This is a genomic window from Streptomyces sp. NPDC007901, assembly GCF_042959465.1.
In the GTDB taxonomy this organism is placed as follows: Bacteria; Actinomycetota; Actinomycetes; order Streptomycetales; family Streptomycetaceae; genus Streptomyces.
In genome coordinates this window covers 719,383-736,712 of record NZ_JBIBKW010000002.1, presented here as the reverse complement: position 1 = coordinate 736,712, position 17,330 = coordinate 719,383, and the positions used below count along the sequence as shown (strand labels likewise).

At 73.1% G+C, this 17,330-nt stretch carries 17 protein-coding genes and 1 pseudogene; 9 read left to right on the top strand and 9 right to left on the bottom strand.

Features of this window, described 5'->3' with window-relative positions; all coding sequences use genetic code 11:
- Positions 1-50: 50 nt before the first annotated feature.
- Both ACFZDK_RS09115 and ACFZDK_RS09110 read right to left on the bottom strand, forming a co-directional pair.
- Positions 51-683 carry a uridine kinase gene (locus ACFZDK_RS09115; protein WP_390971253.1) on the bottom strand — a complete coding sequence of 211 codons (633 nt, stop codon included), beginning with the start codon at positions 681-683 and terminating at the stop codon, positions 51-53.
- A 4-nt stretch (positions 684-687) separates the two neighbouring features.
- Complete coding sequence (locus ACFZDK_RS09110; RefSeq protein WP_390971251.1) at positions 688-1,128, bottom strand: winged helix-turn-helix transcriptional regulator; 441 nt, start codon at positions 1,126-1,128, stop codon at positions 688-690.
- 99 nt (positions 1,129-1,227) lie between these two features.
- Here ACFZDK_RS09110 and ACFZDK_RS09105 point away from each other — a divergent pair, with 99 nt between their 5' ends.
- The 4 genes from ACFZDK_RS09105 to ACFZDK_RS09090 all read left to right on the top strand — a co-directional run bounded on the left by ACFZDK_RS09105 (position 1,228) and on the right by ACFZDK_RS09090 (position 4,989).
- Positions 1,228-1,956, top strand: coding sequence for an NAD(P)H-binding protein (locus ACFZDK_RS09105; RefSeq protein ID WP_390971249.1), 729 nt, complete (start codon positions 1,228-1,230; stop codon positions 1,954-1,956).
- Positions 1,953-2,657 carry a DUF2293 domain-containing protein gene (locus tag ACFZDK_RS09100; RefSeq protein ID WP_390971247.1) on the top strand — a complete coding sequence of 235 codons (705 nt, stop codon included), beginning with the start codon at positions 1,953-1,955 and terminating at the stop codon, positions 2,655-2,657. The genes ACFZDK_RS09105 and ACFZDK_RS09100 overlap by 4 nt, the downstream gene beginning before the upstream one ends.
- Positions 2,658-2,821: 164 nt before the next feature.
- A complete protein-coding gene (locus ACFZDK_RS09095) occupies positions 2,822-3,301 on the top strand; it encodes an anthrone oxygenase family protein (RefSeq protein ID WP_390971599.1) in 480 nt (159 codons plus the stop codon).
- A 200-nt stretch (positions 3,302-3,501) separates the two neighbouring features.
- Positions 3,502-4,989 (top strand): glutamate synthase small subunit, encoded by a 1,488-nt coding sequence (locus tag ACFZDK_RS09090; RefSeq protein WP_390971245.1) that lies wholly within the window; start codon positions 3,502-3,504, stop codon positions 4,987-4,989.
- Between the two features lie 9 nt (positions 4,990-4,998).
- Here the strand turns inward: ACFZDK_RS09090 and ACFZDK_RS09085 are convergent.
- From ACFZDK_RS09085 to ACFZDK_RS09075, 3 genes and pseudogenes are all read right to left on the bottom strand, one after another.
- Positions 4,999-5,120, bottom strand: a pseudogene (locus ACFZDK_RS09085) (SAM-dependent methyltransferase); the annotation flags it as partial.
- A 94-nt stretch (positions 5,121-5,214) separates the two neighbouring features.
- On the bottom strand, positions 5,215-5,490 hold the full coding sequence (locus ACFZDK_RS09080; protein ID WP_089100964.1) for a DUF397 domain-containing protein: 276 nt from the start codon (positions 5,488-5,490) through the stop codon (positions 5,215-5,217).
- The gene (locus tag ACFZDK_RS09075; RefSeq protein WP_390971243.1) at positions 5,491-6,351 is read right to left on the bottom strand and encodes a Scr1 family TA system antitoxin-like transcriptional regulator; all 861 of its coding nucleotides are present in this window, start codon (positions 6,349-6,351) and stop codon (positions 5,491-5,493) included. It lies immediately after the preceding gene.
- A 488-nt stretch (positions 6,352-6,839) separates the two neighbouring features.
- On the opposite strand from ACFZDK_RS09075, the gene ACFZDK_RS09070 reads away from it, so the two are divergent.
- From ACFZDK_RS09070 to ACFZDK_RS09060, 3 genes are all read left to right on the top strand, one after another.
- Positions 6,840-7,415 (top strand): ATP-binding protein, encoded by a 576-nt coding sequence (locus ACFZDK_RS09070; RefSeq protein WP_390971598.1) that lies wholly within the window; start codon positions 6,840-6,842, stop codon positions 7,413-7,415.
- On the top strand, positions 7,412-7,855 hold the full coding sequence (locus tag ACFZDK_RS09065; RefSeq protein WP_390971241.1) for a hypothetical protein: 444 nt from the start codon (positions 7,412-7,414) through the stop codon (positions 7,853-7,855). The genes ACFZDK_RS09070 and ACFZDK_RS09065 overlap by 4 nt, the downstream gene beginning before the upstream one ends.
- A gap of 171 nt (positions 7,856-8,026) precedes the next feature.
- A complete protein-coding gene (locus ACFZDK_RS09060; protein WP_390971239.1) occupies positions 8,027-9,982 on the top strand; it encodes an ATP-binding cassette domain-containing protein in 1,956 nt (651 codons plus the stop codon).
- Here ACFZDK_RS09060 and ACFZDK_RS09055 read toward each other — a convergent pair.
- From ACFZDK_RS09055 to ACFZDK_RS09045, 3 genes are all read right to left on the bottom strand, one after another.
- Positions 9,979-10,152 carry a hypothetical protein gene (locus tag ACFZDK_RS09055; RefSeq protein ID WP_390971237.1) on the bottom strand — a complete coding sequence of 58 codons (174 nt, stop codon included), beginning with the start codon at positions 10,150-10,152 and terminating at the stop codon, positions 9,979-9,981. The two genes, ACFZDK_RS09060 and ACFZDK_RS09055, sit on opposite strands and share 4 nt — an antisense overlap.
- Before the next feature lie 153 nt (positions 10,153-10,305).
- Positions 10,306-10,950: a DUF899 family protein gene (locus ACFZDK_RS09050; RefSeq protein WP_390971235.1), complete on the bottom strand. Its 645-nt coding sequence runs from the start codon at positions 10,948-10,950 to the stop codon at positions 10,306-10,308.
- 102 nt (positions 10,951-11,052) lie between these two features.
- Positions 11,053-12,417 (bottom strand): amidohydrolase family protein, encoded by a 1,365-nt coding sequence (locus ACFZDK_RS09045; RefSeq protein WP_390971234.1) that lies wholly within the window; start codon positions 12,415-12,417, stop codon positions 11,053-11,055.
- 123 nt (positions 12,418-12,540) lie between these two features.
- Between ACFZDK_RS09045 and ACFZDK_RS09040 the strand changes: the two genes are divergently transcribed.
- Together ACFZDK_RS09040 and ACFZDK_RS09035 are read left to right on the top strand one after the other, a co-directional pair.
- Positions 12,541-13,497 carry an endonuclease/exonuclease/phosphatase family protein gene (locus tag ACFZDK_RS09040; protein WP_390971232.1) on the top strand — a complete coding sequence of 319 codons (957 nt, stop codon included), beginning with the start codon at positions 12,541-12,543 and terminating at the stop codon, positions 13,495-13,497.
- A gap of 89 nt (positions 13,498-13,586) precedes the next feature.
- A complete protein-coding gene (locus tag ACFZDK_RS09035) occupies positions 13,587-15,002 on the top strand; it encodes an SMI1/KNR4 family protein (RefSeq protein ID WP_390971230.1) in 1,416 nt (471 codons plus the stop codon).
- A gap of 1 nt (position 15,003) precedes the next feature.
- Here the strand turns inward: ACFZDK_RS09035 and ACFZDK_RS09030 are convergent, their stop codons facing one another.
- Positions 15,004-16,860: an FUSC family protein gene (locus ACFZDK_RS09030; RefSeq protein WP_390971228.1), complete on the bottom strand. Its 1,857-nt coding sequence runs from the start codon at positions 16,858-16,860 to the stop codon at positions 15,004-15,006.
- Between the last annotated feature and the right edge of the window lie 470 nt (positions 16,861-17,330).

Genomic DNA, 17,330 nt, shown 5'->3' with positions numbered 1-17,330 from the left:
GTGGGAGGGATCAACCTCCGAAGGCGGTCTCACCGGCCGGTCGCGGACACTCAGCCGCTCCACGCCGGATGTCGCGGGTCGTCGGCGCGGACCAGGACGTCGGCCGTGCCGGCGGGGTCGGTCTCGGCCGCGTAGCGCTCGAAGGCCGGCAGGGTCCAGTGGTCGTCCTCGGGGGTACGGCGGCGCAGGGCTCCGGGAGACAGCAGGAGGTGGACGGTCAGGTCGAACGGGAACCAGTGCCGCAGCAGAAGCGGTCCGTGCAGCAACAGCAGCCCGCCGGGCGGGAGTTGGACGTAGAGGCTGCGGGTGGCGCGGTCGGTGGCCGGGTCCCACAGGTCGGGCAGGACACGGCCGGTCCCGCCGGGGTCGAGGGGGCCGAAGACCTCACGCCGCAGAGCGTTGGTGTCGAACCAGCCGCCGTAGTACGACTCCGCGTCCCGGCGGCCGTGCTCCAGGCGCAGCGAGGCAGGGCGCAGGAAGCCCTCGGTGCCCACGACGAGCGAGGGCCGGCCCCGTACGCGCAGCGCCTCCGCGACGCGCTCCGCGAGGTCCCCGGGCCGGGCGGCCGGGGCACCGTCGAAGGCGACGCGTGGCCAGGCGCCCCCGTCGGCGGGCTTCAGTTCCGCCAGCCGCTCGGCGAGACGCTCGGCGAGCCGGTCCCAGGTGATCGCTTCGAGTCGCACGGGATCATGATGCCGGGTCGACCGCCCGGACACGTCCGGGTGATTCCGGTGCCGGGCCAGGGCGACGGCCGGCGTGACGGGCCGCGAGCAGAGCGGGGAGATGGGTCTCGCTCCAGCTGCGGGCCGCATCGAGAAGGGGGATCAGGGTCCGGCCGAGAGGGGTGAGGGCGTATTCGACGCGAGGCGGGTTCTCGTCGTACACGGTGCGGGTCAGCAGGCCGTCGCGTTCCATCGCGCGCAGGGTCTCACTGAGGACTTTGGGGGTGACCGATCGGAGCGGGACGCGGAGTTCACCAAACCGGCGCGGGCCGCCCTCCAGACAGCGGATCACCATGCCCGACCACTTGTCACCCACCCGGAAGGGCATCGCCAAGGACGGGCAGACCGGGTCGAACATCTCCGGGTCGAGAGGTGCGGGCGAGCCGCCGTTCGTCGTGTCGGTCATCGGTCGAGGGTAGCGCCGATACCGTTGCGGTAACCGGGTTCCCGGCCCCTAACGTCCAGGTCAGGTCGCGAACAGCCGCGGCCTCGAAGGAGGTTGGACATGGGTGGGATCGTGGTTTTCGGCGCGGGCGGCCGGGCCGGGCGGGCGGTGACGGCGGAGGCGCGCGGGCGCGGCCACGAGGTGACGGCCGTGGTGCGGGATCCGGCGCGGTATCCGGGTCTCGCGACGGCGGGTGTGACCGTCGTACGGGGTGATGTCACGGATGCGGAGTCGGTGGCGCGCGTGGCCGGCGGGCGGTGCGCGGCCGTGCACACGGTGTCTCCGTTCAGCGGCCCGGAGCAGGGGTTCGACTCGCTCGATCCGACGTTCTTCGTGAAGGCCGCGGACGCGCTGCTCGACGGACTCGCCGTCGCCGGGGCGAAGCGGCTCGTCGCCGTCGGACTGGGCGCGAATCTGCTCGGGGCCGACGGGCGGCCCGTGATGGACGATCCGGCGGTGTTTCCGGCGGAGATCCGGCCGTTCGCGCTGGCGCACACGGCGGGACTGGCCCGCCTCAGGGAGCGGGGCGACGGGCCCGTCGACTGGGTGATGCTCACGCCCGCGGGATTCCTGGAGCACGGCGGGGAGCGGACCGGGCGGTACCGGGTGGGCGGGGAGCGGGTGCCCGGGGGTGAGCCCTGGCTGTCGTACGCGGATCTCGCCGTGGCCGTGATCGACGAGATCGACAGGCCGGTGCGGCACCGTGAGCGGGTGTCGGTGTTCAGCTTCCGGGAGGGGGCGGGGACGACGTGGGATCAGTGCGGGGAAAGGGGAAAGAACCACATATGACGCGTCTCGCAACTCCCCGTCACCACAGTGGACTTCTGGTTGTGCAGCCCGTTCGGCGCGACAAGCGGTGTGCGGCGTGCCGGCGGGGGCCGTTGTCGTTGCTGGTGCTGGAGGACGGGGCGCCGCGGTGTCTGGAGTGCGCCGATCTCGCGCATCTGGTGTTCCTGCCGCGTGGGGACACGGCGCTGACCAGGCGGTCGCGGGAGGAGAGCGCGCTGTCGGCGGTGGTGGTGCGGTTCAACCGGCGCAAGGCCCGGTACGAGCGGCAGGGCGTGCTGGTCGAGGAGGCCGCGCTGGCCCGGGCCGAGGCGCGGTGTCTGGCGGACACCGAGGCGCGGCGGCGGCGCCGGGCGCGGGACGCGAAGCGGCGGGCGGCCGAGGACGTGCGGTTCACGGAGGCGTTCGCGGCGGAGATCCTGCGGCTGTTTCCGGGGTGTCCGGCGGAGCGGGCGCGGGCGACAGCGGCCCATGCGTCGGTGCGGGGCAGCAGGCGGGTGGGGCGGACCGCGGCCGGGCGGGCGCTGACGGAGGGGGCGGTGATCTCGGCGGTGGTGGCGGGGGTACGGCATGTGGACACGCCGTACGACCAGCTGCTGATGAGCGGGGTGCCACGGTACGAGGCGCGGCGGCGGATCGCGGGGACGGTGGAGGCGGTGCTGCGGGAGTGGGAGGCCGGGGCGGCGGTCCGCTTGACCGGGTGACGCCGGGCAGGCGGCAGGGGTGGGGCGGCCAGGGCGTCGATGGCGTGGGGGGTGTTTTTGGACGGATGCGTATGTGGACGCGCTTCACAGCCATGGGATGGGGGCGCGTATGGGCATTGACTTGAGTGGCGGAGGTGTCCAGGGCGGGAGTGGGTGTGGTGGTCGTGATCGACGGGCCGTATGACGTGCTGGTACTGGTAGGGGTGGTGGGGACCGGGCTGGTGGCGGGGGTCTTCTGCGGGTTCTCGACCTTCGTGATGCGCGGTCTGGCCTCCTTGCCGCCGGCGCAGGGGGTCGCGGCGATGAACGCGATCAACCGGGCCGCCCTGACGCCGGCGTTCATGCTGGTGTTCGCCGGGTCGGCGGTGGTGTGCGCGATGATCGCGGTGGTGACGTTCGTGGTGTGGCCGGACGAGGGGAAGGCGGAGCTGCTGCTGGGCAGTGCGCTGTATCTGTTCGGCTCGTTCGGGCTCACTCTGGTGGCGAACGTGCCCAGGAACGAGGCACTGGCCAGGCTGGAGCCGGGCACCGCGGAGGCCGCGACCTACTGGCCGGTGTATGTGCGGGAGTGGACCCAGTGGAACCACGTGCGCACCCTCGTGTCGGCGGTGGCGGCCGTCATGTACCTACTCGCCCTGTCCTGAGGGAGACGTGGGAGAAAACTGGCTCCCTACTGGCCGGCCACTGGCCGCCGCCTGGCCTGTGACTGGCTCCCGGCTGAGGAAGCCCCGGCAGAAAGCGCGGTCAGCAACACTGCGGGCGTCACCGAGGCGACGTATCGTGGCCGAAAGAGTGCCGCCCGATGGCGCACGGCCTGTGGTAATCGCACGCGAGGAAGACGACCATGGCCGATCCCAAGGGTTTCATGACCACGCCGCGCCAGGAGTGGCCGCGGCGGCCGGTCGAGGAGCGGGTGCGGGACTGGGACGAGGTGTACGTCCCCGGGGCGCTGCTGCCCATCATCAGCAAGCAGGCCGACCGCTGCATGGACTGCGGGGTGCCGTTCTGCCATGACGCGTGTCCGCTGGGCAACCTGATCCCCGAGTGGAACGACCTGGTGTCCCGGGAGGACTGGCGGGCGGCGAGCGACCGGCTGCACGCGACGAACAACTTCCCCGAGTTCACGGGACGGTTGTGTCCGGCGCCGTGCGAGGCGGGGTGTGTGCTCGCGATCAACCAGCCGGCCGTCACGATCAAGAACGTGGAGTGCGCCATCGCCGACCGGGCCTGGGCGGAGGGGTTCGCTCCGCCGATGCCGCCGGAGCGGCTGTCCGGGCGGACCGTGGCGGTGATCGGTTCGGGGCCGACCGGGCTCGCGGCGGCACAGCAGCTGACCCGGGCCGGTCACACGGTCGCCGTGTACGAGCGGGACGACCGGCTCGGCGGGCTGATGCGGTACGGCATCCCCGAGTTCAAGATGGAGAAGGCGCATCTGGAGCGGCGGCTGCGGCAGATGCGGGCCGAGGGGACGAAGTTCCGTACGTCGGTGGTGGTCGGGCGGGACGTCCGGGCGGCGGAGCTGCGGGCGCGGTACGACGCGGTGGTGATCGCGACCGGGGCGACGGCGTGGCGGGAACTTCCGGTGACGGGCCGGGAGTTGGACGGGATACACCAGGCGATGGAGTATCTGCCGCTGGCCAACCGGGTGTGCGAGGGCGATCTGGCCCAGTCACCGATGTCGGCGGCGGGGAAGCACGTGGTGATCGTGGGCGGGGGTGACACGGGGGCGGACTGTCTGGGGACGGCACTGCGGGAGCGGGCCGCGTCGGTGACCCAGCTGGACATCTACGCGCAGCCGGGGGCGGAGCGGGACGAGGACCTCGAGCCGTGGCCGACGTATCCGAAGCTCTACCGGCTGTCCGCGGCGCACGAGGAGGCGCGGGACCTGGAGGCGGCACCCGCGGCGGACGCGGACGCCCGGCTGTTCGCGGCGTCGACGCTCCGCTTCGAGGGCGACGGCAGCGGGCATGTGCGGTCGCTGCACCTGGTGGCGGTGGACGCGGCACGGCAGCCGATGCCGGGCACCGGGCGGACACTGCCCGCCGACATGGTGCTGCTCGCGCTCGGCTTCTCCGGGCCCGACCGGGAGGACGGGCTCATCGACCAGCTGGGGGTCGCGATGGAGCCGCGCGGGACGATCAGCAGGGATCCCGGCTTCGCGACCAACGTGCCCGGGGTGTTCGCCGCCGGGGACGCCGCACGCGGGCAGTCGCTGATCGTGTGGGCGATCGCGGAGGGGCGGGCGGTGGCGGCGGCCGTCGACCGCTATCTGACGGGGAGTTCGCAGCTGCCGTCGCCGATAGAGCCGCACGACCGGCCGATGACCGTGTAACTGGGGCCGGGCGCGGTGCATGAAGGCGCGGTTGCCCCGGGCCGTCACCGGCACCCGGGGGTCGAGGGCCGGCATCTGCCGGCCCATCTCCTCGTCGGCCGCGCCGGGTGCGGCTTGCCGGTGTCGATCACGGGGCACGCCGTAAGCGTCGGACCGGGTCGATGATCAATTCAGCACCATTATCAAGAAGTTGAATAAGAAGAAAGAAAAGGGGACATAGCAGGTTCAGGAGAGCAGGAAGTCGGCCTCCCCCGCCTTGGCGCCCTCGATGAAGGCGGTCATCTCGTCCGTGGTGTAGATCAGCGCCGGCCCGTCGGGGTCGGTCGACTGGCGGACGGCGATCCGGCCGTCGGCCAGCTTCATGGCCTCCAGGCAGTTGCCCCCGTTGCCGCCGCTCCACGGCTTGTGCCAGCCCTCGCTGCCCAGCTCCCTGGCGGGCATGCCGTTGTAGATCCGCTCGGTGCGGTTGCGCGGCCCGGACTGGGGCTTGATGCGATCCATTCACAGCTCCTTGAGGAGATCCCGGAGGATCTCCTTCGTGCGTTGTGCCGTAGCGGCCTGCGCCGCCATGCGGTCCATGACCTCGAGGTGGGTCGCCACCTCGGTGCGCGCGTCCAGGTAGACGGCGCCGGTCAGGTACTCGCTGTAGACCATGTCCGGCAGTTCGGGCATGGCGAATCGGAACAGCACGAAGGGCCCGTACGTCCCCGGGTGCGGCCCGCTGGAGAACGGGGCGACCTGGAGCGTCACATTGGGCAGCTTCGTGACCTCTAGCAGCCGGTCGATCTGCGCGCGCATCACCTCCGGGCCCCCGACCGGGCGGCGCAGGGCGGTCTCGTCCATCACCGCCCAGAACCGGGGGGCGTCGGTACGGGTGAGCAGTTGCTGGCGTTCCATGCGCAGGGCGACATGGCGCTCGATCTCCTCCGGCTCGGTCTGGCCGATGGCGCCCGACTTCAGCACCCCGCGCGCGTAGTCCTCGGTCTGCAGCAGCCCGGGTACGAAGTGCGGCTCGTAGGAGCGGATCAGGGCCGCCGCGCCCTCCAGGCTGACGTACATGGAGAACCAGCTCGGCAGGATGTCGTGGAACCGCTGCCACCAGCCGGGCTTGTTGGCCTCCTCGGCGAGCCGGACGAAGAGGTCGGCCTCGTCCTCGGTCACCCCGTAGGCCTTCAGCAGCAGTTGGAGGTAGGGGATCTTGAGGGCGACCTCGGCCATCTCCATACGGCGGACGGTTGCGGGTGCCACGCGGAGCACCCGGGCGGCCTCCTCGCGCTTGAGGCCGGCGCGTTCCCGCAGGTCAAGGAGGCGCCGACCGAGGACCACCTGGCCCACCGTCGGCGCGGACCGCGGCTCGCTCACGCTCCACCTCCACGAAAGTTCCCCGGCCGGGCCGTCACTTGGGCCCGCCGGCCTCACGGCCGTCCGCACATACAGGTGTCACCCGGCATGCTGACAGCCCAGCGGCGCCATTCGAAGACTCATTCGAAGATCTGACGAAACGACCGGGCCGGCCAAGGCAATCGGGTGCGCCCGGTACGACCGTCCATCGGACGGTTCGGCCACTTCGATCACTTTGGTCGGATCGGCCCGTCGGATCCTCACTGATCCCAACTGGCGCCGCTCGACATGCTGTTGCGAGCAGTGTGCCACGGCCCTTCACCGCGTCACACAGCACTCTGCATTTTTCAGAGTGACACTTGCCAAGTGTTCACGGCGGGGCGATAGTGGCAAACGTGATTCCGTCCGCGCCCTTAGGAACAGACGCCGCCGCAGACCGTCTCGGTCTCGGTGCCGCCACGGGAGTTGCCCCAGGTGAGGGCAGCACCGAGCGCCGGTTCCGGTTCGAGCTGGCCGCTCATCCGGGTTCCCCCGCCCAGGCGAGACGCCTGGTGCGTGCCCGGTTGACCGGCTGGTCGGTCTGCGCGGACACCTGTGACACCGCCGTGCTCGTCATATCCGAGCTGGTCACCAACGCGATCGTGCACACCGCGAGTAGTCGCGTCGTGTGCGAGCTGCACGACCACGACGACACGGTGCGCATAGCCGTGCACGACGAGGGCTGCACGCCCGACGAGCCCCACCCGTCCCCGCAGCGGCCGGAGGAGGAGCACGGGAGGGGATTGCTCCTCGTCGACGCGCTGTGCCAGGCCTGGGGGGCCCAGGAGCACGGGCCGGGGCTGCTGGTCTGGGCGGAGCTGCCGCGTCAGACCGACGCCGCCCGGGACACCGCGGAACCCCGCAACGACCTGGGCTGGGGCGCTCGCCCCGAACCGGGACCGTCGCACGGGCCCGCGCACGGTCCGTCACGCGGTTCCTCGCACGGGCCCGCGCACCGCCCGGTACACCGTCCCTCCCCCGGTTCCGGGGAGGAGGGGCAGTCGGAGGCGGTGCTGCGCCAGGTGCCCCGGCGGAGGCAGGCGTGAACGGCGTCCGCGGTCCCGGCCGGGCGCTGGGGCTCGAAACCCTGGTCCGGCTGAAGCGCGGACAGCGGTCCGTGGCAGGCGAGGGCGGCACGGCCGCCCGCGGGCTGTCGATGCCCGAGGGCATGACGGCACCGCTGGGCTGCGACGCCGTGGCCGTACCGGCGCGCCTGGGGCCGCTGGTCGTGCCCCGGCTGCCGCGGGTGGGATGCGTGTACGCCGATGGCACGCACTGGTGGTGGATCGTTCCGTCGGACTCCGACTACGCCCTGCCCTGGCCCGCGCCGGCCCACTACAGCCCGGGCGCCCCGCTCCCCGCCACCGCCCGCCTGATCCACCGCCCCGACGGGACGGTGCCGTACACCCCGCCGATACCGCTGTACCTCGCACTGTGCCGGGTGACGGGGACGACGCCGGAGTGGAGCCGTCCGCTGTCCGCGTGATCGCCGCGCGGCCGGGCGGACGCCCGGCGGACAGAGCCACCTCTCCCCCCTCCTCGGCCCGCACCCCCGGCGCACTCCGCCGCGCTCCGCGAGCCCCGTCACGCGCCCTGCCCGGGGACCGTCGTACCCCGCGATAGTGGCCGTTCGTCGACGGCCCCGGGGAGGAACGCGGTGACGAAGAGGCGGGATGCGGCAGCGCCCGAGGTGTCGGAGTCGGAGCGACTGCTGTTCGGGGGGCCGCTCCGCTACGACATGGGGTGGAACCAGCACCGGAACGCCTTCCTGGAGCTCGACTTCCGCGCCATGATGACCCGCCTGCCCGGCATGCTCGCGTCCAGCCTGCGGCTGGCCCGGCAGGCGGACGCCCGGGCCGCGCGGACCGTGCTGGCCGCCCAGGCGGGCGTCGGCGTGGCCCAGGCCGTGAGCCTGCTGGCCGTGAACAGCGTGCTGGGCCGGCTGATCGGCACCGGCACCATCGAGGAGCGGCTGCGCAGCGCCGCTCCCGCCCTGGTGACCATGGCTGCCGTGATGTTCGTGGCCGCACTGCTGCGGGCCGCGTCGACGTATGCCACGGGCCGCCTGGAACCGAAGGTCGAGCGGGTGGCGACCGAGCAGTACCTGGAGCGGGCGGCGGCCGTCGAGCTGTCCGCGATCGAGGACCACGCCTTCCACAAGCTGCTGGACACCGCGCAGTACGGCGCCTCCTCCGCCCGCCGCATGATCAGCTACGGCACCCGCGTGGTGAACGCGCTGATCTCGCTGGTCGCGGCGGCCGGTGTGCTGACCGTGCTGCACCCGGCCCTGCTCCCGCTGCTGATCACGATGACGATCCCGAGCGCGTGGGGCGCGTTGACCAACGCCCGGCGCCACTACGAGTCGTTCCACGTCTGGGTGCAGCACGCCCGCGCGGGCCGGCTGATCGGCAACCTGCTCACCGAGCCGGAGGCGGCGCCCGAGATCCGGGTGCACGGCGTCGGCCCGTTCCTGCTGCGGCACTTCCGTTCGATGGCGGAGACGGCGGAGGAGGAGCAGGCCCGGCTGGCCCGGCTCGCCGCCCGCACCGGCCTGATCGCGGCGGCCTGGACCGGCCTCGCGACGGTCGCCACGTACGCGACCCTCGGCGCGCTGCTGCTGAGCGGGGCGATGGCCCTCTCGGTGGCGGGTACGGCGGTGATCGCGATCCGCACCGGTTCGTCGAGCCTGAACACGCTCGTGCTGGAGATCAACTCGTTGCACGAGGAGGCGCTGTTCGTGGGCGATCTGGAGCGGCTGTACGTCGAGGCCGCCGACCGGGAGATCCCGCTGGGCGGCGACCCGCTCCCGGACGACCCCCGGGAGATCCGCTTCGAGAACGTCACGTTCAGCTATCCGGGTGACAGCACCCGCCCCGCCCTCGACGACGTGACCCTCACCCTCCCCCTCGGCCGGATCGTCGCCCTGGTCGGTGAGAACGGCTCCGGCAAGACCACCCTGGTCAAACTGCTGGCCGGGCTGTACCAGCCGGACCGGGGCCACATCCTGTGGGACGGCGTCGACGCGGCGAAGGCCGACCGGCACCGGCTCGCCGAGCGCATCGCGATGGTCGCCCAGGACTTCAAGCGCTGGCCGTTCACCGCCAAGGTCAATGTGGCCGTCGGCCGCTCGTCGGCGCCGCTCACCGAGGAGCGGCTGGAGAAGTCGGTCGCGGAGGCGGGCGCGCAGGAGGTGGTCGAGGATCTGCCGCGCGGCCTGGACACCCTGCTGGCCCGCAACTTCAGCGGCGGGCACGAGCTGTCCGGCGGCCAGTGGCAGCGCCTCGGCATCGCGCGGGCCGCCTACCGGCGCGGGCACATCCTGATCGTGGACGAGCCGACGGCCGCCCTGGACGCCCGGGCCGAGCTGGAGGTCTTCGAGAAGATCCGCGCACTCGCGGGCAGCGGCCAGACCGTCGTACTGATCACCCACCGGCTGGCGTCGGTCCGCCACGCCGATCTGGTGCATGTGCTCGACCAGGGCCGGGTCGTGGAGTCGGGAACCCCCGACGAACTCCTGGCCAGCGGCGGCGTCTACGCCGAGCTGTACGCACTCCAGGCGGACCAGTTCACGGCCAAGGTACCCACCCCGAAGGTCGCCCGGCAGGTGGGCTAGCTGTCGGCCGGATCGCGCACGATCACCAGGAACGTGTCCGTGGACAGGTCCATCACGACCTCCGCGGGCAGGCCCTCGAGTCGCCGCGCGTGCGCGAACTCCTCCGCCGGCCATGATCCTCGCGGTCCGCCTGCGGAAAAGCGTTCGAGCACGGTTCGCCCGTTCACCATCCTGCACCTCCAGAAAGCGTCGTACTTGTAGGAGTTAACGCTCTGGAGAACACGGATGGCTCGCTCGGTGACGGTACTGAGACATAGCCGACACGCCACCGGCGCGGAGGGTGAGGATCCGTTGACTTTCGGCCACTTCCGTGACCGTCCGTGTCAGTCCTCGTACTCGTCGTGATAGCGGACCCGGTCGCTGCCCTCGGGTACCCGGCCCAGTGCCGTCAGGTCGAGCAGGGAGGTGGTCGAACCGAGTCCGTCGAGGCCGCGGTCGTAGGCGGAGTAGGTGTGGAAGACCCGGTCGTGCTCCCGCAGGAAGCAGCTGATGCCCGGCCGTTCGACCGGTTCGTCGTCCACGACCAGGGTCGCCTCGAAGTCCCGGTTGAAGTCGCTGTGGTACGACGAGTACCAGGGCACGGTCCAGCCCATCCGCGCCTTGAACGGCAGGATCCTGGTGAAGGGCGCCCGGGAGACCGCCGCGAACGAGGTGCCGCGCGCCCGCAGATGGGCGAGGTGGCCGATCTGGTCCAGGAAGGCGGAGCAGTTGGGGCAGCCTCTCTCCCACTCCGGCGCGAACATGAAGTGGTAGAGGATCAGTTGGGGCCGTCCGTCGAAGAGGTCCCCCAGCGTCGCCTTGCCGTCCCCGCCCTCGAAGACGTACTCGGCGTCCACCTCGACCATGGGCAGCCGGCGCCGCTCGCCGCCCAGCGCGTTCCGCGCGCGTGTGAGCGCCTCCTCCTTGAGCAGTAACTCCGCGCGCGCGGCTCGCCACCGCTCACGCGAGACGATCTCCGGAAGCGACATGGGCCCTCCTGTCCGACGGTCGGTTCCGGGTGGTGACCGCCGGAGGAAGGAGAACTCATCGGCACGGCCGAAGATTTTTTTCCGCGTCTTCCTGCCTCTTCGTCAGGTGTCGTACTCCTGGATGCGCCGTCCGTGCCCCCGGTCGACGAGACCGGGCAGACGCTCCCCCAGCTCCCGCACGACGGCGGGCACATCGAGGGTGAGCAGCTCGCGGTCGCGCATGAGGACGCGGCCGTCGACGATCGTGGTGCGGACGTCGGCGGAGCGGGCGCTGTGCACGAGCGTGGCGGCGAGGTCGTGGACGGGCTGGGTGTGCGGCCCGGTGAGGTCGACGAGGACGATGTCGGCGCGGCGGCCCGGGGCGAGGCTGCCGACGCTCGCGCCGAGGCCGACGGCCCGCGCGCTCTGGAGCGTGGCGTGGTGCAGGGCCTGCCGGGCGGTCAGCCAGCGCGGGTCGCCCTCGCTGGACTTCTGGACGAGCGCGGTGAGCGCCATCGACTCCCAGACGTCGAGGGAGTTGTTGGAGGCGGCGCCGTCGGTGGCGAGGCCGACCGGGACACCGGCCGCGCGCAGGGCCCGTACCGGGGTGGTGGTGGGCCAGCCGAACTTGAGGTAGCCGCGGGGCGCGGTCGCCACGGCAATACGGCCGCCGGTCCGCTCCAGCAAGGGCAGGTCGCGGTCGAGGATGCCCGTGCCGTGGGCGATGAGCAGATCGGTGTCGAGCAGCCCGGCGCGGTCCAGGATCTCGATGGGGGTGGCGCCGTGGCGGGCGAGGCTGGTGTCGGTCTGGTCGCGGTTCTCGGCGGCGTGGAGGTGCACGGGCAGGCCGTGGGCGCGGGCCAGTTCGGCGGTGGCGGCGAGGTCCGCGTCGGTGACGGTGTAGGGGGCGTGCGGGGCGAGGGCGGTGGTGATACGGCCGTCCGCGCCGCCCCGGTGCCGTAGCGCGAACTCCAGTGACCGCTCCCGGCCTTCGAGCCCCTGCGAGGAGAAGTAGGCCTCCCCCAGATGGGCCCGCAGTCCGCACTCGGCGACGACGGCGGCGACCGTGTCCATGTGGAAGTAGTGGTCGGCGAAGCAGGTGACGCCGCCCCGGATCAGCTCGGCGCAGGCGAGCCGCGCCCCCAGCTCCACGTCCTTCTCGGTGAGGTTGGACTCGACGGGCCAGACGACGTCGTTGAACCACGCCTCGGTCGGCAGGTCCTCGGCGAGGCCACGCAGCGCGACCATGGGCGCGTGCGTGTGGCAGTTGATCAGCCCGGGCATCGCGACCTGCCCCCGCCCGTCGATCCGCTCGACGGCGTCGGCGTCTCCCCGTACCTCGACGGCCTCGATCCTCCCGTCCCGTACGACGATCGAGGCGTCCTCCAGGAAGCCGATGTGTTCCCGGTCGTCGTGGGTGAGCACGGTACAGCCCGTGATGACCAGGTCGGCGGGGGCGGAGCCACGGCCGGCAGGAGCGGAGCTCATCGCCCCAACGTAGGGCACGGTCCTCGGCCCGCGTGAGCCGAACCGCGCATCCGGCCCTGGGCCCTGTCGCCCCGTGCCCGGGGCGAGCACGCTGGCCGCACCACCTCCTGGAAGGAGCCGGGCATGCTCCTCGGCACCTGGAACCTCGAAAACCTCTATCGCCCCGGCAGCCCCTACGGCCCCAAGGACAAGTCCGCGTACGAGGCGAAGCTCGCCGCCCTCTCGACCGTGATCACCGGACTCGACCCGACCCTGCTCGGCGTCCAGGAGGTCGGCGACCCCGACGCCCTGGCGGACCTGGCCGAACTGCTGGGCGCGAACTGGCGGTTCGCGCTCTCCGGGCACCCCGACGGCCGGGGCGTCCGGGTCGGCTTCCTGGCCCGCGCCGAGCTGACGACGGTGTCCGACACGGCGGCCCTGCCGGCCAGGCTGCGCCCGGTGCAGACCGACGACGCCGGAGAGACCACCGTCGAGGCCGGCCGCGGCTTCCTGGCGGTGACGGTCCTGACCCCGGGCGGGCCGCTCACGGCGGCGGTGGCCCACCTCAAGTCCAAGCTGCTCAGCTACCCCGGCGGCCGCTTCTACCCGCACGACGAGGGGGAACGGGCGCGCTACGGGGCGTACGCCCTGTACCGGCGGGCCGCCGAGGCGACGGCCCTGCGGGCGCTGGCCGACCTACTGCTCGCCGGACAGGGCACGTCCAAGGACGTGGTGGTCCTCGGCGACCTCAACGACGAGGTGCAGGCGGCCACCACCCAGATCCTCCTCGGCCCGCCCGGCTCCGAACTCGGCACCACCGGCTACGACCACGACGACAAGGGCGACGCCGTACGGCTGTGGGACATCGCCCCGCGCATCCCGGCCGACCAGCGCTACTCCCGCATCAACTCAGGTCGCCGTGAACTGATCGACCACCTCCTTCTCAGCCACCACCTGGTCCACCGCCTGACGGAGGCGGGCACCGGCCTGCCCGGCACGACCACGCCACCGAGGCTGCCGTCGGTGGGCGCGGATCCGGCGGCGCGGCGCGGGGCCGCGGGCTCGGACCACGCGCCGGTCTGGGCGCGCTTCACGGACTGAGAAGCCCAACAGAGGCCACCGCCCCCAGCCCCCGGCTCCAGCCCCGTGATAATCATCTCGCCGACGTCCCCGACCGGCTGGAGCCCACCTTGCCCGGACAGCCTCCTCAACCCCCTCAACCCCCGCAACCCCCGCAGCCCTCCCTGCACGACTTCGCCACCTGGGCACCGGTGTTGCGGCTGCTGCGGGCCGCCCCCGCGGAGCGGCCCGCGGCACCGGGCGGCCAAGTGTCCGGCCGTATCGGCCTGTTCGGCTGGAGCCTGCGGCTGAGCCGGCCCGGTCCGCGGCCTGGGCAGGCGGCTCAACTGGAGGACACGCAGGACGAGTTCGACGCGGTGCGGCGCGTACAGGAGGCGCTCACCGACGCCGGTACCGACGACATGGCCTTCGTCGCGGAGATCGGGCCGGAGGGGCGGACCGTGCTCCATCTCATCGGCCGCAGCCCCGCCGTGACGCCGGGCCTCGGAGGTCCGCACCCGGGCGCGCTCGTCCTGGTCGAGGACGCCGTGCCGGAGCCGTGGCGGCGGCTGCCCGACCCGGTGCCGGACGCCCGGCCGCACCCCTCCGCGGACCCCGCCCTGCTGGAGCGGACGCTGCGCGAACGGCTCCCCGGCGCCGTCGGCGCGACCGAGGCGGAGCTCGCCGGGGCCGAGGCCCGGCTCGGTGTCCCGCTGCCCGGGGAGCTCAGGGCGCTGTACCGGGTGACGCGGGCGCGTTGGGAGGACTGGGTCGACCCGGAGGACGGCTACGCGGCGGCCGGCTGCGAGCTGTTCCCGCTGGACGAGCTGTACGTGGCCGAGGCGGCGACCCGGCGGGCCGACTGGCGGTTCGCGGCGAAGGACGCGGTCGTCACCCCGCCCGACGCAGCCGTGCAGGGCCTGGTCGGCTCGCCGGGCTGGATCGTCTTCGGCGACAACGGCGGCGGTGACCGGATCGCGGTGGACCTCACGCCGGGCCCGTGCGGCCACCTCGGCCAGATCATCATGATCGGCCACGCGGACCACACCGGGGCCGATCTGCTCGCCGACTCCCTCACCGACCTGGTGGTGAACCTGCCGGAGGACGTCCGGCGGAGCGGTGCGACCGGCCATCTGCCGCCGGCCGTGGCGTACGTCAACCACCGGGGTGTCGCCGGCGTCGAGGAGGCCGCGCACCCCGATCTGGAGGTGCTGAGCATCGGTGTGGTGGAGGAGGGCCGGCGGTTCGGGCTCGCCGCGGTCACCGGGCTGTCCCGGCTGCGCACCCTCAGCGCCTATCCGGACACGCTCGCCGACCCGCTGGAGATCGCGAAGCTGACCGGCCTCGAGTTCCTGGAACTGGGCCCGGAGGACTGGCGGGTGCTGCTCGACGCCTCGGCGGTACCGCGCGGCCTGGCGGCGGCCGCCGTCGAGGTGCACGGCAGCCGGCCGCCGCTGCCGGTCGTGGCGCTGGCCAACGAGATCCTCGCCCTCTGGAACCGCCCGCTCATCCCGGTCACCGTGCTGGAGGGCGAGCTGGGGCAGTGAGCTACGCGGCGACCGGCATCCGCGGCACCGCGAGCCCGAGCCGCTGTCCGCCCCGCTCCAGTTCGGCGGCCAGGTCTTCGAGTTGCCCGGTGTGCCGGGCGGTGAGCCGCCCGGTCTCGTCGAGGTGCACGGCACACGCCGTGGTCGTGTCCACGAGCCGTTCGAGTACGGCGGCCACCGCGTCCGTGCCCTCGGTGTGCCGGGCGAGGGCGGGCAGTTCGGCGGCGGCGAGGGCGATGGCGGTGCGGGCCTCGGCGAGGGTGCGGTAGGCCTCCCGGCGCAGGGCCCAGCGTTCGCCCCGGTCACCGGACTCGCTCAGCACATGGTCGAGATAGACGTGCGCGGCCCGCCCGGCGGCGGCGAGCCGGGCCCGCACTCCGCCACCCCGCTTCCCCGCCATCGGCAGATGCCCGACGAGCAGGACGATCGCGCAGGCCAGCAGGGTCTCGCCGATCCGGCTGACGGAGGCCTGCGGTTCGCCGCCGACCATGACCAGGGCCAGCACCAGGACGGTGACGACGGCGGTCTGGGCGCCGAAGTGCCGGGTGGACACCGGGATGACCGCCCCGCAGACGGCCACCAGCACGATGAGCCCCTCGGGCCGGGGCAGTACGGCCGCGAAGCCCGCGAAGACGAGGGCGCCGAGCACCGTGCCCGCGGCCCGGCACAGCACCCGGGAGGCGAGCGGCCCGAGGTCGGGCTTGACGAGGAAGACGGCGGTGGCGGGCAGCCAGTACCAGTGCTGGTGCTCGCCGTACCAGCGGGCGTGGTGCAGGGCCTGCGCGATGCCGGCGCTCGCGCCGAAGCAGAGGGCGACCCGCAGCCCGTACTCCCGTCCGCCGCTGCCGAGCGCGGCCCGCAGCACCTCCTTCGGGCTGCGCCGCCGGGCGGGCGGCCGCTGCTCCCGGCCCTCGCCGCGGTCGAAGGCCTCGGCGGCGCGCAGCAGCGCGTCGTCGAGTGCGCGCAGCGCGGGCGCCGACCGGGACGGTGCGGGCAGCGGCCCGGTGCCGTCGTTGCCCCGGACCGCGACGGCGAGCCGCCGGGGCCCCTCGGCCGCCCTCGCGGAGATCGGTTCCCCGGCCCAGGCCAGGGCGGTGGCCGCCTCGGCGAGGGGCAGGGCGGCGGCGTACTGCGTGTGCAGCCGGCGTTCGGCGGCGGAGCTGGCGTACCGCCGCAGCCGGGGCCCGGTGAGCGCGTCCTGGGCGTGGTCGAGGGCGGCGGTCAGGGCGGCCCGCCTGCCGCCGGCGGCCTCGGTCCCGACGGCGTCCAGCAGGCCGGCGACCGCGTCGTACACGGCGGCGACGGCGTCCCGCTCCCCGTCGAAGCGGTAGTCGCCGGCGAGGGCGCCCGGGGTGGGCAGGGCGAGCCGCAGCACGACCAGCCACCCGGCCCCGGCCAGGAACGCGAGGGCCCGCTGCCAGCCCGCCTCGGCGACCGGCATCCCGGCGCCGATGGCGGCGGCGACCAGCAGCTGCGTCCCGGCGCCGGACGCCACGGGCCCGACGGCGCTCATGCCGCCGGCGACCAGGCCGAGCGCGGTGAGCAGCAGGGTGAGGGGTACGGCGGTGAGGTGCTCCCCGCCGTACGTCCCGACGAGCAGCCCGACCGCACCGGCCGCCGCGGGCACCCCGAGCCGTCGCACGGCGGACCGCCTGCTGCCCGGCCGGTCGTTGATCCCGGCGAGCATGGCGGCGATGGCGGCGACGACCCCGAGGGAGGTGTGCCGCGCCAGGACCGCGGCGAGCAGCAGCGGCCCGGCGGCCAGCGCCCCTCGCGTCACCGCGCTCCAGGACACGGGTCCGCGCTGGGCGCGCAGGGCGTGGGCGAACCAGGGCGGCAGGGCGATACGACGGGACACGGGGCTCCTGTCCGGACGAGGGCGGGGTGTGCCTTCGGGCGACGGTGGCCGGGCTGTTGGCTTCGTTGTTCCACGGTAGATCGGGTTCCCGTACGGAAAGGTCCGTTCACATTTCGCGGATGTGACAAGTGCCCCGAAAGACCGAGTTCTTTATGAACGCAATTCTTCGCAACCCCTGTTAGGGGCCGGAAACGGGAGCGGGCCCGAGGGCGTAGCCTGCCCCCGGGCCCTGGAAAGCCGCCCATCGTCACACGCCGGCACACTTGAGAACCCGGGTCAGTCGTGAGGTCGCCGCGTCCTTCCTTTGGACCACCACGCATCGAGCTGCGCGGGCAGGACTTGAACCTGCATTTCGACGTGCTGGGGCCCGGGCCCGTTCGATCCGGCGATCGGCGGCGAATGCTGAGTCTGGAGCGAGAGTCTGAGATTCAACGCGGCCCGCCCCGTGTTCTGTGGGGTACGGCCGCTCG